Annotated in this window: 15 protein-coding genes and 1 pseudogene; 11 read left to right on the plus strand and 5 right to left on the minus strand. The window is 52.4% G+C overall.

What is annotated here, in order from left to right; translation table 11 throughout:
• The first annotated feature begins 4 nt into the window (after nt 1–4).
• The 10 genes from sfnG to AAGR22_RS10965 all read left to right on the plus strand — a co-directional run bounded on the left by sfnG (nt 5) and on the right by AAGR22_RS10965 (nt 10,429).
• Nucleotides 5–1,096, plus strand: coding sequence for a dimethylsulfone monooxygenase SfnG (gene sfnG, locus AAGR22_RS10920; RefSeq protein ID WP_345831507.1), 1,092 nt, complete (start codon nt 5–7; stop codon nt 1,094–1,096).
• Nucleotides 1,089–2,501, plus strand: coding sequence for an FAD-dependent oxidoreductase (locus AAGR22_RS10925; protein WP_345831508.1), 1,413 nt, complete (start codon nt 1,089–1,091; stop codon nt 2,499–2,501). Before sfnG ends, AAGR22_RS10925 begins: the two co-directional genes overlap by 8 nt.
• 69 nt (nt 2,502–2,570) lie before the next feature.
• Nucleotides 2,571–3,995, plus strand: coding sequence for an LLM class flavin-dependent oxidoreductase (locus tag AAGR22_RS10930; protein WP_345831509.1), 1,425 nt, complete (start codon nt 2,571–2,573; stop codon nt 3,993–3,995).
• A gap of 15 nt (nt 3,996–4,010) precedes the next feature.
• Entirely contained in the window at nt 4,011–5,468 is a 1,458-nt protein-coding gene (locus tag AAGR22_RS10935) for an MFS transporter (protein ID WP_345831510.1), read from the plus strand.
• Nucleotides 5,461–6,672: a monooxygenase gene (locus AAGR22_RS10940; RefSeq protein WP_345831511.1), complete on the plus strand. Its 1,212-nt coding sequence runs from the start codon at nt 5,461–5,463 to the stop codon at nt 6,670–6,672. The genes AAGR22_RS10935 and AAGR22_RS10940 overlap by 8 nt, the downstream gene beginning before the upstream one ends.
• 183 nt (nt 6,673–6,855) lie before the next feature.
• Nucleotides 6,856–7,833 (plus strand): hypothetical protein, encoded by a 978-nt coding sequence (locus AAGR22_RS10945; protein ID WP_345831512.1) that lies wholly within the window; start codon nt 6,856–6,858, stop codon nt 7,831–7,833.
• Nucleotides 7,834–8,044: 211 nt separating this feature from the next.
• Nucleotides 8,045–8,671 (plus strand): recombinase family protein, encoded by a 627-nt coding sequence (locus AAGR22_RS10950; RefSeq protein WP_345831513.1) that lies wholly within the window; start codon nt 8,045–8,047, stop codon nt 8,669–8,671.
• Between the two features lie 27 nt (nt 8,672–8,698).
• On the plus strand, nt 8,699–9,022 hold the full coding sequence (locus AAGR22_RS10955) for a DUF4158 domain-containing protein (protein ID WP_345831514.1): 324 nt from the start codon (nt 8,699–8,701) through the stop codon (nt 9,020–9,022).
• A gap of 363 nt (nt 9,023–9,385) precedes the next feature.
• Nucleotides 9,386–10,090, plus strand: coding sequence for a hypothetical protein (locus tag AAGR22_RS10960; RefSeq protein ID WP_345831515.1), 705 nt, complete (start codon nt 9,386–9,388; stop codon nt 10,088–10,090).
• Between the two features lie 75 nt (nt 10,091–10,165).
• Nucleotides 10,166–10,429, plus strand: coding sequence for a hypothetical protein (locus AAGR22_RS10965; protein ID WP_345831516.1), 264 nt, complete (start codon nt 10,166–10,168; stop codon nt 10,427–10,429).
• A gap of 154 nt (nt 10,430–10,583) precedes the next feature.
• On the opposite strand, the gene AAGR22_RS10970 is transcribed toward AAGR22_RS10965, so the two are convergent.
• Nucleotides 10,584–12,425, minus strand: coding sequence for a glycoside hydrolase family 15 protein (locus tag AAGR22_RS10970; protein WP_345831517.1), 1,842 nt, complete (start codon nt 12,423–12,425; stop codon nt 10,584–10,586).
• 246 nt (nt 12,426–12,671) lie between these two features.
• Here AAGR22_RS10970 and AAGR22_RS10975 point away from each other — a divergent pair, with 246 nt between their 5' ends.
• A complete protein-coding gene (locus tag AAGR22_RS10975; RefSeq protein WP_067701920.1) occupies nt 12,672–13,580 on the plus strand; it encodes an SDR family oxidoreductase in 909 nt (302 codons plus the stop codon).
• Between the two features lie 177 nt (nt 13,581–13,757).
• On the opposite strand, the gene AAGR22_RS10980 is transcribed toward AAGR22_RS10975, so the two are convergent.
• From AAGR22_RS10980 to AAGR22_RS10995, 4 genes and pseudogenes are all read right to left on the minus strand, one after another.
• Nucleotides 13,758–14,183 carry a hypothetical protein gene (locus tag AAGR22_RS10980; protein WP_345827472.1) on the minus strand — a complete coding sequence of 142 codons (426 nt, stop codon included), beginning with the start codon at nt 14,181–14,183 and terminating at the stop codon, nt 13,758–13,760.
• Complete coding sequence (locus AAGR22_RS10985) at nt 14,161–14,577, minus strand: polymorphic toxin type 44 domain-containing protein (protein WP_345827473.1); 417 nt, start codon at nt 14,575–14,577, stop codon at nt 14,161–14,163. Before AAGR22_RS10985 ends, AAGR22_RS10980 begins: the two co-directional genes overlap by 23 nt.
• A gap of 2 nt (nt 14,578–14,579) precedes the next feature.
• Nucleotides 14,580–15,065 carry an Hcp family type VI secretion system effector gene (locus AAGR22_RS10990; RefSeq protein WP_345827475.1) on the minus strand — a complete coding sequence of 162 codons (486 nt, stop codon included), beginning with the start codon at nt 15,063–15,065 and terminating at the stop codon, nt 14,580–14,582.
• Between the two features lie 40 nt (nt 15,066–15,105).
• Nucleotides 15,106–15,415 (minus strand): annotated as a pseudogene (locus AAGR22_RS10995) (recombinase family protein); the annotation flags it as partial.
• Nucleotides 15,416–15,501: the final 86 nt, after the last annotated feature.

Here is a 15,501-nt window from a genome sequence, read left to right on the forward strand (position 1 = left end):
AAGCATGACCCGTCAACCGATTAAATTTGCCTACTGGGTGCCTAACGTCTCGGGCGGCCTGGTGATCAGCCAGATCCCGCAGCGTACCAGCTGGGATTTCGACTACAACCGGAAACTCGCCCAGACTGCCGAGCGCGTCGGCTTTGAATACGCCCTGACGCAGATCCGCTTTACGGCGGGCTATGGGGCGGACAATCAGCATGAGTCGGTGACCTTTTCTCAGGCGCTGCTCGGGGCGACTGAACGGCTTAAGGTGATTGCCGCGCTGCTTCCCGGCCCGTGGAATCCCACGCTGGCGGCGAAGCAAATCGCCACCATCAGCCACCTCTCTTCGGCGCGCATTGCGGTGAATATCGTCAGCGGCTGGTTCCGGGGAGAATTCAAAGCCATTGGCGAGCCGTGGCTGGATCACGAAGAGCGCTATCTGCGGTCGGAAGAGTTTATTCGCTGCCTGCAAGGGATCTGGCAGGAGGAGAGCTTTACCTTTGCCGGTGATTTCTACCGCTACCGCGATTACTCGCTTAAACCGAAGCCGCTGCAGCCTCTGCCGGAAATCTTCCAGGGGGGAAGCTCACGCGCCGCCCGCGATATGGCCGCCCGGGTGTCTGACTGGTACTTTACTAACGGCAATACGCTGGAAGGCGTTCGTCAGCAGGTGGTGGATATTCAGCAGAAAGCGGCTGAAAACCAGCATAGCGTCAGGATTGGCGTTAATGGCTTTGTGATTGCCCGCGACAGCGAGCAGGAGGCGCATCAGGTGCTGCGTCAGATCGTGGAGCAGGCCAACCCCGACGCGGTAAAGGGCTTTCAGCACGAGGTGAAAAATGCCGGTAGCGCATCGCCGGAAGGTGAGGGCAACTGGGCCAACTCGACGCTGGAGGATCTGGTGCAGTATAACGACGGATTCAAAACCAATCTGATTGGCACGCCGCGTCAGATTGCCGAACGTATCATCGAACTGCATCAGGCCGGGGTGGATCTGCTGCTGCTGGGCTTTCTGCACTGTCAGGAAGAGGTGGAATATTTTGGCCGTGAGGTGATCCCGCTGGTACGCGAACTGGAGCGGCAGCTGCAACCGGAGCTCAGTCATGGCTGAAAGAGAGATTGTTATCGTCGGCGGCGGCTTTACCGGGACCGCGCTGGCTATTCATCTGGCCCGGCTCGGTCACGCCGGGCTGAGGGTGACGGTAATCGAGCCTCGCGAACGTCTGGGGCAGGGGGTGGCCTACAGCACGGACGATCCGACGCACCGCATTAACGTGCCCGCATCGCGCATGCAGCTGTCGGCGGAGGAAGAAGGGGCATTTGACCGCTGGTATCGCGCCTCGGACGCCTTTATTGCCGATCCGGATGCGCAGTGGTCCGACGGCAGCGTCTATCCGCAGCGGAGTCAGTTTGGCCGCTACATTGCTGCACAGTTTGACCACCAGGCAGAACACGCTCCGGTCAGGCTGGTTCACGTTCGCGATCGTGCCGTTGCGCTGGATAACGGCGTGGTGGTGACCGCCTCCGGGGAGCGCTATCGGGCGGATGAGCTGGTACTGGCGATCAGCCATCCCCCGCCGGCATTGCCGAAAGTTCTGACCAGGTCGCTGAGCGGCCATCGTGGGGTTATCGCTAATCCCTGGCAGCAGGACGCGCTGGCGCGGGTTGGCAAAGAGGAGCAGGTAGCCATTATGGGGAGCGGGCTGACCATGTCGGATGTGGTCGCCTCGCTGCATCGTCAGGGGCATCGGGGGAAGATTACCGTCTTCTCACGGCGGGGACAGCTGCCGCGCGACAACCTCAGCGGCACCTGGGATGCCAGACCGCTCGATTATCAGCAGTCGCCGACTACCGTGCGCGGCTGGCTGCGGCGGATCCGCCGGGAGGTGGCCCTGGGGGCAAAGGAGAATCTGCCGTGGCAGCGGGTGCTGGATGATATCCGCCTCAACGGACAGCGCATCTGGCAGCAGCTACCGCTGAAGGAGCAGCAGCGTTTCCTGCGCCATCTGCGCCCGTGGTGGGATGTTCATCGCTACCGCCTCGCCCCCCAGGTTAGCGCGGTGCTTGAGCTGCTGCAAATCAGTGGGCAGCTGACTGTCCTGGCGGCGCGGCTGGAACGGGTTGAGCGTAAAGGATCGACATTAGCGCTGACGCTTGCCCGCCGCGACGGCACTCAGCAGACGCTGCTGGCCGACCGGCTGATTATTACTACCGGCCCGGCACAGGGTGCACTGCTCAATAGCGATGCGCTGCTGAGCCAGCTGGCGGCAGAAGGCGTGATTCAGGCCGATCCGCTGGCGCTTGGGATCCGGGTCGATGACGCTTCCCGAACGGTCAATGCACAGGGGCAGAGCAATGCCCATCTGTGGGTGGCGGGTCCCGCCGCGCGAGGGCATTTTGGCGAGCTGATGGGGCTGCCCCAGGTTGCCGAACATGCCGTGTTTATCGCGCATCAGCTGCTCGGTATCACCTCCAGCCCTCAGCAGGAGCGATGTCCCGCCTCGCTAACAAACTGATTTATTCCCCTTTACACCTTGTTAATACGGACGGCCTGCCGCTGGCCATGTCTGACCGTGGAGTGTGCTATGTCTTTGCAACGCGAAATACGCCTGAATGCTTTTGATATGAACTGTGTCGGTCATCAGTCGCCTGGCCTGTGGATGCATCCGCGCGACCGTTCCTGGCAATACAAGGATCTGGACTACTGGACCGATCTGGCGCGCCTGCTTGAGCGTGGCAGGTTTGACGGACTGTTTATCGCCGACGTGCTGGGCGTCTATGACGTGCTCAACGGTAATAACGATGCCGCCCTGCGTCATGCCACGCAGGTGCCGGTTAACGATCCGCTCGCACTGATCACCCCGATGGCGATGGTGACGGAAAATCTGGGGTTTGGTCTGACGGCTTCCCTGTCGTTTGAGCATCCCTATCCCTTTGCCCGCCGTCTCTCCACGCTCGATCATCTGACTAAGGGCCGTATCGGCTGGAATATTGTGACCTCCTATCTGGAGAGCGGTGCGAAGAATATCGGCTATCAGGCGCAGACCGATCACGATGCCCGCTACGATTATGCCGATGAGTATCTGGCGGTGGTCTATAAACTGCTGGAAGGCAGCTGGGAAGAGGGGGCGGTGATACGTGACCGCCAGCGGGGTATTTTCAGCGATCCCGCCCGGATCCATCCCATTAATCATCAGGGGACCTTTTTCCAGGTGCCCGGCATCCATCTGTGTGAACCCTCACCGCAGCGTACGCCGGTGCTTTATCAGGCCGGGGCATCCAGTCGGGGTAAACAGTTTGCCGCTGAACATGCCGAATGCGTCTTTGTCGCCGCGCCGTCAAAAGTGCTGCTGAAAAAGACCGTTGCTGACATTCGTCGTCGTGCAGCCGAAGCGGGACGTGACCCGCGCAGCGTGCTGATTTTTAATTTGCAAACGGTGATTGTGGCCGACACGGATCGCGCCGCGCAGGCTAAATGGCAGGAGTACAAGGGCTACGTCAGTTATGAAGGGGCGCTGGCGCTGATTTCAGGCTGGACCGGTATTGATTTTGGCCAGTACGCGCCGGATCAGGTGCTGAAAAATCTGCATACCAACGCCATTCAGTCGGCGGTGGAAACCTTCTCCACCGCCGATCCCAACCGACAGTGGACGGTACAGGCGCTGGCCGACTGGGTTGGGATCGGCGGTTTCGGTCCGCTGCTGGTGGGCAGTGCGGAAACGGTGGCGGATGAACTGCAGGCGTGGGTAGAGGAGACCGACGTCGATGGTTTTAACCTGGCCTATGCGGTGACACATGAAACCTTTACCGACGTGGTGGAGCTGCTGGTGCCCGAGCTGCAAAAGCGCGGCGTGTATAAGCAGGATTACCGGCCAGGCACGCTGCGGGAAAAGCTGTTCGGGCAGGGCCCCCGGCTGGTGGCACCGCATCCCGGCGCCGGCTACCGTCATCCTTCCCGCGAACCCGCGCAGGCGGAGTTCGCGACGGCTACCGGCAACCTGCATGAATAACTCAGGGAGGTCTGAATGAGCACGCTCAATATTGACGATACCCTCGCGCCACCCTCTTCGACACCGGTCAGTTCGGTTAGCGATGTGGCGCGGTTGATCAACAACAGCGCGCATAAGAACAGCTATGCCCGCTGGATCGTCTTTCTGGCGCTGGGTGGCGTTTTCCTGGATGCCTACGATCTCACCACGCTCTCTTACGGCATTGACGACGTGGTGAAAGAGTTCGGCCTGACGCCAGCGCTAACCGGGCTGGTGACCTCATCGATCATGATCGGCACCATCGCAGGTAACCTGATCGGCGGCTGGCTGACGGACAAATATGGCCGCTATACGGTGTTTATGGCCGATATGCTGTTTTTTGTGGTTTCCGCCATTGCCGCCGGACTGGCGCCCAATGTCTGGGTACTGATTGGGGCGCGTTTTCTGATGGGCATCGGAGTCGGCATCGATCTCCCGGTAGCGATGGCCTACCTGGCCGAATTCTCTAAGTTTACGGGGAAAAGTAACAAGGCGAGTCGGCTGGCGGCCTGGTGCCCGATGTGGTACGCCGCCTCCTCGGTCTGCTTTCTGATCGTTTTCGCGCTCTGGTTCCTGTTGCCTGCCGGGCACGCTAACTGGCTGTGGCGCGCCTCGCTGCTGTTTGGCGCAGTCCCCGCGCTGCTGATCATTGCCGTACGCAGCAAATTTATGAATGAGTCACCGCTGTGGGCGGCGAAGCAGGGCGATTTAACCGGGGCTGCACGCATTCTGCGTCAGGCTTACGGCATCAATGCCCATGCGCAGGAAACGGGCCAGCGGGTGGACGAGGAGCGCGCGCGCCAGGCAGGCAGCTTCCGACTGCTGTTTCAAAAACCCTGGCGTGAGCGAACCCTGGTGACGGCGGTAATGAATATCTGTATTTCATTTGAATACACCGCCATCGCTTTCTTTCTGCCCTCTATCCTGGCCCGCTTTCTGGGTGCAGGGGTGTTTGAGACGATCTCGGCCTCACTGGGGCTCAACGCGCTGTTTGCTTTTACCGGCGGCCTGTTGGGGATGCGTCTGGCATGGAAGTTTCAATCACGTCATGTGGCCATATCCGGTTTTGCCCTGCAATTTATCGCACTGATTTCACTGGCGCTGGTCGGGCATCCGCAGGCGGCGGCCGGGGTAGTCTTTGCCATTCTGATGCTGGGGCTGTGGCTGTTTGCCGAAGGCTTTGGCCCTGGCGCCCAGATGATGATCTATCCGGCGCTCGCTTACCCAACCCATATTCGCGCCACCGGCGTGGGATTCGGGCGTTCGCTCTCCGGCATCGGCAGCGCGCTGGCGCTGTTTATCCTGCCCATACTGCAGGCCGCTTACGGCACTAATATGTTCTGGATTGTTTCGCTGGCCGCCATTATCCCGATCTTCTTCCTACTCATCATTCGTTACGAACCGACCCGTCAGGATATCGATGACCTGAACGACACAGGAGAACACCATGTCTGAATCATATCAACCCGAGTATGACGCGCTGGCTGCTCGCTTTCGTCCGATATTTACCCGTATCGCAGCGGGTGCGACAGAACGGGAACGACAGAGAGAGCTGCTCTATGAGCCGATCCGCTGGTTAAAAGAAGCGGGCTTTGGCACCCTGCGCATTCCCGTGGCGGAGGGGGGACTGGGCGCTACGCTCCCGCAGCTTTTTCAACTGCTGACCGAACTGGCCGAAGCGGACTCCAATCTTCCTCAGGCGCTCAGAGCACACTTTGCCTTTGTTGAAGACCGCTTAAATCAGCCGGACAGTGAAGATCGCCGCCGCTGGTTTAATCGCTTTCGCGATGGGGAGCTGGTTGGCAGCGGCTGGAGTGAGATTGGCAACCTGAAGCTGGGTGAGGTATTGACTAAAGTGTCGCCCATTGAAAACGGCTGGCACCTGTCTGGCGAGAAATTTTACAGTACCGGAACGCTTTATGCTGACTGGATCGATGTTTACGCACAGCGGACTGATAACGGCCGCGATGTCATCGCCGTGGTCAGCACGCACCAGCCGGAGGTCGAGTGCGATGATGACTGGGACGGTTTCGGACAGCGCCTGACCGGCAGCGGTACCACGCGCTTTAAGCAGGCGAGGGTAGAGCCGCCGCACGTTTATGACTTTAGTGAACGCTTCCGCTATCAGACCGCTTTTTATCAGCATGTGCTGCTATCGACGCTGGCGGGCATTGGCCGGGCCATCAGTCGGGATGCCGCACAGGGCGTGGCGGGTCGTAAACGTATCTACAGTCACGGCAACGCCAGACAGGTGAAGCAGGATGCCCAGGTACTTCAGGTGGTGGGGCAGGTTGCCAGCTGGGCGTGGGCGGTTGAATCGACCGTCCAGCGCGCCACGCATTCGCTCCAGCAGGCCTTTGAAACCCATAATAACGCTGAGGGCGAGAGTGCAATCGGGCACGCCAATATCCTTGCCGAGGTGGAATCTGCAAAAGCGCAGGTCATCGCCAGCGAACTGATTACCCGCGCGGCAGGGGAGTTATTTAACGCGCTGGGCGCATCGGATACCCGGCTCAGCAAAGCGCTGGACAGGCACTGGCGCAACGCCCGGACGCTGGCATCGCATAATCCGGTGATTTATAAAATGCGTAACGTCGGAGACTGGGAGGTTAACGGTAGCGAACCCACCTATGTCTGGCAGATAGGCAACGGCGAATAGGGGAAGAGTCGGGCACGGCTACGCCGGGAGTAATACCTGGGGTAGCCGGTTTGTGTATCCGGTAAGCTGGATAAGGCGTTTGGGGGGAGTAACGGAACCAAAAACGCAGTTGCTCCTTTTTTGAAATATTACCACTTGAATTTATGGTATTTTTAATAAACTTAATCACCATGAGTATGCGAAATGTTTTGTATAAGGTCACGACAACATATTAATGTAATAACTGATTCAATCAGCAATGCATTATTAAAAAAAACAAATAACACCTCACTCTCATCAAAAACTTTAGAGAAATTAGTAAAGATAAGTAATACTTCTATCGGGCTCTCGAAGTCAGACGCTAAAGATTTATTTATATATGGCAAATCGATTGCAAAGAGTGAGTCCTCGGAAAATTTACTCAAAGAATTAAATAATGTTATACCCTATGTACTTAATGACAGCGTTAAGAATACAATAAATACACTAATTAACAACTGTGGCAAATTAAATATTACTAATGCCTCAACAAAAGAATTGTCACTTCTAAAACCTGCAGAACAATATGTAGCACCGAAAAATACAACCTTTCTTATAAAAAATAATTCACAAAATGCAATCTCAGAGGCTTGTTTTGTAAAAAAAGAAATAGAACTAAAACCAAATGGTGAACCATACAGCATGAACATTTCATTAGAAAATTCGAAAAATGAAGAGATTGCCTCTGGCCGCTGCTCTATTCAAGAAAATCCAGGTGAGGGTGAATTTTTATTTATCTCAGCATTATATGTCGAAGGTAATGGTAATTTCCCAACAATAGCCAAGCCTAATGAGCATGTTGGAGCAGGGCGAATTCTTATGTATGAAATGATGAAATTTGGTAATGAAAATAATGTTAAATCAACTTTATTGACACCACTTGATGGAAGTGAGGGTTTTTATCTTAAGATGGGTTTTCATCCCAAAGTTGAAGGAAGTCCCAATAGGATGCCAGAAAATAATAGAGTTGTGATGTCTAAAGATAGTAAGTTGAATCAAAATTGGATAAAAAATTTCGAACAGGCATCATTTTTGAATGATAATTTCCGTGGTAGTACTTGGAGCGGAAATACATCATTGATTTATACTGAACTTCAGAAACAAATTTCAAATACGTGGGAGGTTATGCACGAAAAAAATTAAGACATCAGCTGCCGAACTGAACAAAGGCCTTAACACCTAAGTTGGTATCAATGCGTTTTTTAGAATTTGAGGAATAATGAATCAAAAAATCCCGCTAACTAGTCATTTTAAATAGCCAAAAATCAACCAGTCAATTTACATCGCAAATGGCTATTTTTAGCCATCTCTTTTAAGATAGCCAAATTAACTATACTCAATTTGGCTATCTTAAATGAAAATTGCTCGCATCTACGAACGGGTCAGTACCTCTGAACAGGATCTGACTCGCCAGGCTGCCATCGAGAAGATGGCGATAGATAACAATTATTACATTGCCGGCGTTTATCGTGAAAAGGCATCAGGAGCCCGGGCAGATCGCCCCGAGTTACTGAGAATGATCGCTGACCTTCAGCCTGGTGATGTAGTGATTGCCGAAAAGATTGACCGCATCAGCCGTTTGCCACTCCCTGACGCTGAAAAGCTTATTGCTTCCATTAGGCGAAAGGGGGCCAGGTTGGCCATTCCCGGTATCGTAGATTTATCAGAACTGGCTGCTGAAAGCGACGGTGTATCCCGTATTGTGCTTGAATCCGTTCAGGAACTGTTGTTGAAGCTTGCCCTGCAAACAGCCCGTGATGATTATGAATTACGGCGTTCAAGGCAACGCCAGGGGGTTCAGCTCGCTAAAGCCGCTGGCAAATATTCTGGTCGAAAAGCTGACCTCACGACCCACGAGCGCATCATCACGTTTCGTCAGTCAGGTCTGACTATTGAGCGTACAGCCACCCTGGCCGGGTGCAGCGTAAGCCAGGTTAAACGCATCTGGGCTATTCACCAGTCCCGAACTCAATCTGACTAATTGCATTTTTGCTAAGGAGGGTATCCCATGCCTGTTAATTTTCTTTCAGCAGATCAGCGTGATAGTTATGGTAATTATCAGGGTGAACCGACAAAGAATATGTTGGCACGTTATTTTCATCTGGATGATGTTGACCGGCAGCATATATCGTCAAAAAGAGGCGACCACAACCGCCTGGGATTTGCTGTTCAGCTATGTACCGTTCGTTATTTGGGACGATTTCCTGATCTGTTCAACAAATTACCCAAGGCAGTGACGGAGTTTTTGGCCAAGCAGTTACATATCGATAATATAAAAAATGTCATAAGTATCTATAGTCACGTCTGCAGGCCATACGCAGCCTCGGTATAACATTACCCACTATAACGCCGGTTTCGGATACCCGGAGCGCAGCACTGGCCCGGTATGCAACGACGGCCAAAACCAGTGCACTTCAGCGCCTGCCAGAAAAAAGAAAACTGGCGACGTTGGTCGCATTCGCGTGCTGTATGGAGGCAACGGCTCAGGTTTATTTGGTGAGCAGATGCAGATGTTACATTCATTGTGGTCACCTAACGCAAATAGATACACTTTAGTATAATTTAAATAAATTCTTTTAATATCAAAAATCGCCTATAACAGCATGTTGTATGCATAGATTAGCATACGAATCCTATACTACTCTTATATGGCTATTCATTATCAACAGGCACTCATTTTTTAAAGGTGGAAATTATGATTGATGCAGATAAATACCAGCCGACTGGAGATGAAAGTGTAGGATACCCGCAAATATGCATACGGACAAATCGAACAGCTAAACGTACGAATATGAAGCCAATAATAGATAAGGCCGTGTCAATTGGCAAGCAATACCCCTGGAGTGAAAAGTACACAATAATTAAGGAAGTTTTCAAGTCTCTTGGAAGCGACTTCGGCAGTGGAGGATTTGGTCATGCATGGATTATTCACTTTAATAGTCCTGCTCCAGGGGATTACATCTCATATGCTTTTCATGAAGGTTATGGGTTTGTGAAAAACTCCGAGCACAGCAATATAAATGATTCAGCTGAACGAAAATTCCACCTTCAACGTTGTATCAAGTTGAATAACAATTTAATAACACCAAGTCTAATAGAGGAAAAACTAATTCCAAAATTCATTGACGAAAGTAATATATTGTCAAAGCTGATGAAACTTACGGATGCTGACTTGCCAAATGGAGTATACACACCAATAACGAATTGCTCCTGGTTTGCAGGGAATTTATGGAATGACATAATGAGCTTATCATATGAACAGTCCATCGAGAATGATATTAACATCGATGAATTGGCTGATAAAATGGGACTTCCATTTATAAAAAACATTAGAGCAATCGGAGATCCTGGTATGCTTGCTGAAAGTATCAAAAAAGGCCTGAATATATTAAAAAGATAATCGTTTAATAGTGATTATTGTGTTTGATAGGTTTGACCTAAGTCACCAAAGTTTATTACTGAATTTGTGTCTCAAATGAGTATACCCAAAACAGGCAACCCTGTGAGACAGTTTTTCTGTCTCATTTGGGTTGTTTTCTGGACTGACGCCGCCGAGATGGCTGTGGCGCCGGGCCCGTTTGAAACAAACCTTCGCCTGGAGCGCCAGATGGAAGGCATTGCCGCTACCGCTCAGCTGTATGGTATTTCGGTCACCGCTCAGGACTGTGCAGGTTTTATCCTGAGCCTCAGTCAGATAATTAGTTACAACATACATAAGGTTCTTATTCACTCCACCTGACCATTAGCGTAGATATTTACTCTGTTAAGCACAGCAGGAGAGGAGAGGTAAAATGTAGCTATAGGGGTTCTTCGCTGTATTTTAGCCCGGCGATGACACCGGGCAGGGGAGCAGAGTTAGCTTACGCGGCATGAATGCGTCCGCAATTGATATATCATTCAGTGTTGCCACCAGAATGCGTTTCGCCAGCCGTCGAAATCCTCTGGGCGGCACAGATGAGCGCGAGATGGCTAAGACCCTGAGGCAAGTTGCCGCGCCAGCTGCCCGTTCTGACGTCAAACATCTCATTGAAGGTCTCAACGTTACCGCGATCGCACAGGCTGTCGAGGATCTCATTCATGGCATTTTCTGCCCGCTCGCGTTCGCCCATGGCCGCCCAGGCCTCAGCCAGCCAGAAAGAGCAGGCGACAAAGGTGCTCTCCTCCTGTTCAACGCCGCTGTAGCGATAAAGCATCGCCGTATCATGCCCCAGTTCCTTCTGAATCGCCTGATAGGTTGACAGCATCCGCTGCGGATTTACCGTATTGCCATAGTGGTAAACCAGCGCCATCGAGGCATCCAATCCGGCTTCGCTCTCGGGATAGAACAGATACGCCTGTTTTGATTCGGACCAGCAGTGCGTTTCAATCCAGTCGCGGATGCGATCGCGCTCACGCTGCCAGCGCTCAACCCAGGTCGGCTCAATATGCTTGCCTTCCGCCATGGCTACCGCTGAATCCAGCGCCAGCCAGCAGGCCATTTTAGAGTGGGTATAGTGCTGCTCTTCAGGCAGTTCCCAGATGCCGGAATCCTTCTGCCGCCAGCTGTCGGCGCAGCAGTTAGCCAGTTCTCCCAGCATACGTGAGGTCGCCAGATCCAGCACGTGACCCGCTTCGATAAACAGCTGCGCGGTCGCCAGCATATCGCCATACATACTCAGCTGGACCTGATCGCGCGCGTTATTTCCCACCCGCACCGGCTGGGATCCCTGATATCCCTTCAGCGGCAGGTAGCGCTCTTCCGGGACAATTCCGCCCTCGAGGGTATAACAGGCGCGTAGCTGCACGCCGTGACGAATGATGGTGCGGGTTAACCAGGAGAATGCCGCCTTACAGTCTTCCAGTGCACCAAGGTAGACGAAAGATTTGATAATCAGGCAGGCATCACGTACCCAGGCATAGCGGTAATCATAGTTTTTCTCGCCGCCAATGCCTTCCGGCAGTGAGGTGGTGGCGGCAGCGGCCAGTGCGCCAGTCGGTGAGTACCACAGAAATTTTAGCGCCAGCGCAGAGCGCTTAACGTGACCGGGGAACAGCCCCTCGTAGCTCAGGCTGTTGACCCAGTCGCACCAGGCCGTATGGCTGGTTTCGATTCGTCCATCGATAGCAGTCAGTTCGGGTACCGCCAGCGGCTCTTTTTCCGTCGCCAGAAGCGCAACCAGCGAACGTGAGCCAGGGGAGGTAGTGAACTGACCGGTTATCTGCTCGTCGCTGCTCTCTTCGAGGGTCACGTCATCACTGGTGCGCAGCATAAGCATCAGATCCGCAATGTGAAAAACGGTTCCCTGCTGCGTTTCCGCACGCCAGGGAGAGCGGGTTTCTGCCACGGTGCCTGGCCGCATGCAAAGCGTAAACGCCACTTCGCCTTCAACGCCCTCAATGCGTCTGGCCAGTTCACTCCACGGCAGCCGTCCGGCCAGGGTGCTATTGATCGATTCAGTCACCCGCGCCACGCCCGTTTCAGTTTCAAAGCGGGTTTCCAGCACGTTGCTGTTTTCACGATACTGGCGCTGAACGGAGTAGGGCTGCACGGGCTCAAGCTGGAAATATCCGCCGATCTCATCATCAAGAATACGGTCAAACAGCGGCGGGGAGTCGAGATTGGGGGCGCACCACCAGTCAATGGCGCCGTCGGGTGCGATCAGCGCAACGGAACGACCTTCGCCAATGGCGGCATAATCACCCAGATCGGCATAGCCCTGCTTGCGCGTCGGGCTCTGATACGTTTTGTTTTTCACTCGGCACTCATCCTTGTCAGGGAGGGGTTATACGCGGCCAGGAAACGGCTTTTGCGCAACGGCATTGGACAGAATAAGTGAATCATTCCGGCCCGGTCTTTTTTCATCCTGATTGAAAAGTATAGATAATTTTTGCCGAAGTTCACGTGGCTCAGAAAAAAAGGTTACCGGGAACAATACCTGGCGATCGTGAAATCCTGTTCTATGCTTAGTGGCAACACCGCCCGAAATTAACAGGAGCAAACTATGACGAGCAAGAATGGCCTCCCGGCATCACTGAACCAAACCAACAGCGATGCTTATCCAGTCCCGCCTTTCGAGCGACAGAAGCAGCCGTTTCCTGGTCTGGCGAGCAAAATGAATCCCCGTCCCGATCACGGCGAAACCTCCTACAAAGGTAGTGGACGCCTGGCCGGTCGCAAAGCGCTCATTACCGGGGGTGATTCTGGTATTGGCCGCGCCGTCGCCATTGCTTATGCTCGCGAAGGCGCCGACGTAGTGATCAACTACCTGCCTGAAGAAGAGGAAGATGCGCAGGAAGTGATCAAGTTAATTAAGGAAGCAGGCCGCAAAGCGGTTGCTATCCCTGGCGACATTCGTGAAGAAAGCTTTTGTCAGAATCTGGTAAAGCAAGCCGCTGAACAGCTGGGTGGACTGGATATTCTGGTCAACAACGCTGGCCGTCAGCAGTACCATGAATCCATTAAAGACCTCTCGACTGAGGACTTTGACGCCACGTTTAAAACCAACGTTTATGCCATGTTCTGGATAACAAAAGCTGCGCTGGATCATCTGCCACGCGGCGCAACTATCGTTAATACCACCTCGGTACAGGCTTACCAGCCAAGCGATATTCTGCTGGATTACTCGCAGACGAAAGCCGCCATCGTTGCCTTTACCAAATCACTGGCAAAACAGCTGGGGCCACAGGGAATTCGCGTTAACGCGGTCGCCCCCGGACCCTACTGGACCGCGCTACAGTGCTGTGGCGGACAGCCGCAGGAGAAAGTTGAGCAGTTTGGTGCCACCGCGCCGCTGGGCCGCCCAGGCCAGCCGGCTGAAATCGCGCCGCTGTACGTCACGCTCGCCTCCCAGGAGAGCACCTACACCTCTGGTCAGGTTTGGTGTTCTGACGGCGGTACCGGTACGCTGTAACAGACCAGGACGCCGTCTTAGCGGCCTCCTGATGCAGTAAAAAAAGGCCAGAGAGAATGCGTTCTCTCTGGCCTTTATGCAGGGTGCGAAACCCTGGCCTGCTTAAGTCAACCGGTCGCGTGCTGCCAGGCGGGGTGAGGCAGGGTATTCATGTCAGCAACCATGCCCCGGAGTTTATCAGGGAGAGGATTCCATACAGATCGGAACAGAGAAAATACCTGTTTTGTTTCGGTATGACGCGGGACTAATGTATGAGTATATCCGCCCTCGTATTTTAAGATAAATACAGTTTTCTTTTACTTCAACTGAAGCGTTTTTATCGTCAGTTATAAGAAAAGGCTTCTTATTATCTCCTTTTACGCTTTCCTGAAAATCCGCATCACTTTTACTCGCATCAAAAACATAATACCGATAAGAGAAATTGGTAGTGGCTCCAGCGCTCGCTTCCGTGATATAAAGATTAGCTAAATTATTAACCCTTACCTTCTTTATTATGGACTGTTCAAGTGGTGAAAATTTTATTATCTGATATGTTCCAGTCACGATCAGTGCGATTAAAGCAATCAGAAAATAGCTTTTTTTAAAAACCTGAGCGTATCGCATAATCTATCCCCGCTCTAATCCACCCCTGGTCATCAGGATCATCACCAAAAGGGCTATCGCCATACCAAATGCCATATTCCTTCTCACTCGTCCCAGCCCTGCCTTGCGCCCATCCCGCAGCTCTGAATAATACTTCTTTTCCGATCCCAGCAGCCGTTCCTACAGCTCCGTAATTGAAGTTTCCGAAATTAGCGTAGTGTTTTCCAGACCGTTTTTTATAATCCCATGGACCGTTATTACGCACCTGAGAGTAAAACCAGGCATAGGTCAAAGCAGATGGCCCTTTGTGGAATCTGGCAATCATCATGTTGTTGAGTACAGACACACCTGGTGGTGCGAAAGACGAGACATCATAAGGTGGATGAGATGTTACTGCTAAGGTTGGATAGCGCATAGTTACGCTCTCTCATTCCAGCAATCTGAGAACAACAAGTTGCCATCACAATGTTTCCAGGTAATTCTCTCATAACGCAACTCGACACACTCCAGGTGATTATGTTTTTCTTTTGCTGGATCTTTGGTGTCGTGCATTATGGGTGACATTCCAACAATTTTAACACCTTCCAACAGCATGTTAAAATATTCAACCTCCTGGCCGGCATCATTGATATTATACCATCTAATTTCAGCTGACATGAGTGTCTGACCGGTTGCAACGGCTTTGTACAAATAAGGGGAAGATGAATCAAATTCTTTTTGAAGGATTACTGAAGAATGTTTTCTGGTTCCGGTCACTTTCCCTGTCATAGCATCTGTTGGTAAACTGAGATTATGCGAAAATCCGTTTATTTCGATGCTACCTTCTCTGTCCTTCACGTCAACGGAACCTCTGATATCAGCTCCGCCGTCATCTTTCAACCACATATATGCTGGTATTGCCATTCTATTAATTTCCTTTTAATAAAAGTGTAATTTATTCCATAAGCGCTTTTGGTCTTCCGCCGTTTTTCACTCTGGCCCGCGCAGCCTGAAGTCCGGCCTGGGTTCTTTCCCGTGTCAAATTACGCTCAAATTCAGCCAGTGCCCCAAAAAGATGAAATGTCAGCATACCGGATCTGGAGGTGATATCAATGGATCCCCGAAGGCTTTTAAGCCGATATTATTCGACTCCAGCAACTTGACCATTTCAATCAGGTCATTTTGCGAACGAATCAGACGATTCACTCGCCAGATAACCTGGTATCTCCGGGACGGGTAAATTGTAATATAGCCTGAAATGATTTCACCCACATAGGGTTAAAATGGATCGTTATGTGCGCCCTTATCGAAGCGGGCTGTCAGCCTGAGAATGCAGCATGTATGCTAGTCTGTACTGAAT

Origin of the sequence: Erwinia sp. HDF1-3R (assembly GCF_039621855.1) — a bacterium.
Taxonomy (GTDB): Bacteria; Pseudomonadota; Gammaproteobacteria; order Enterobacterales; family Enterobacteriaceae; genus Erwinia.